Below are 282 nucleotides of genomic sequence, written 5' to 3'. Positions count from 1 at the left end.
GCCAAGAACAACCAGGATTTCGCCAAGAAGCTCAAGGACGAGCAGGACAAGGCCAAGACCGGCATTGGCCAGCGAACGGGTTCCCGGCGTCGGCATGGCGCCCGGCTCGAGCCCGGCGAGACGGCGCAGAAGCGTCGATTTGCCCGATCCACTCGAGCCGACGATGGCGACGAGGCCATGCGCCGGCAATGTCAGGCGCAACCGGTCGAGCACCGGCAAGGTCGTCGACGCGATCGGTTCGGCGCCGAGCAGCCGGTCCAGCGCGGCGGCCGCCGCCAGCCC

At 69.5% G+C, this 282-nt stretch carries 1 protein-coding gene; it reads right to left on the bottom strand.

Going from position 1 to position 282, the window contains the following annotated elements; all coding sequences use genetic code 11:
* Positions 1-279, bottom strand: a 279-nt coding sequence (locus EN852_RS40240) for an ATP-binding cassette domain-containing protein (RefSeq protein ID WP_135880005.1), incomplete at its 3' end; no start/stop codon positions are given.
* Positions 280-282: the final 3 nt, after the last annotated feature.

Origin of the sequence: Mesorhizobium sp. M2E.F.Ca.ET.209.01.1.1 (assembly GCF_004010375.2) — a bacterium.
In the GTDB taxonomy this organism is placed as follows: Bacteria; Pseudomonadota; Alphaproteobacteria; order Rhizobiales; family Rhizobiaceae; genus Mesorhizobium.
This window is presented reverse-complemented; position numbering and strand designations above follow the sequence as displayed.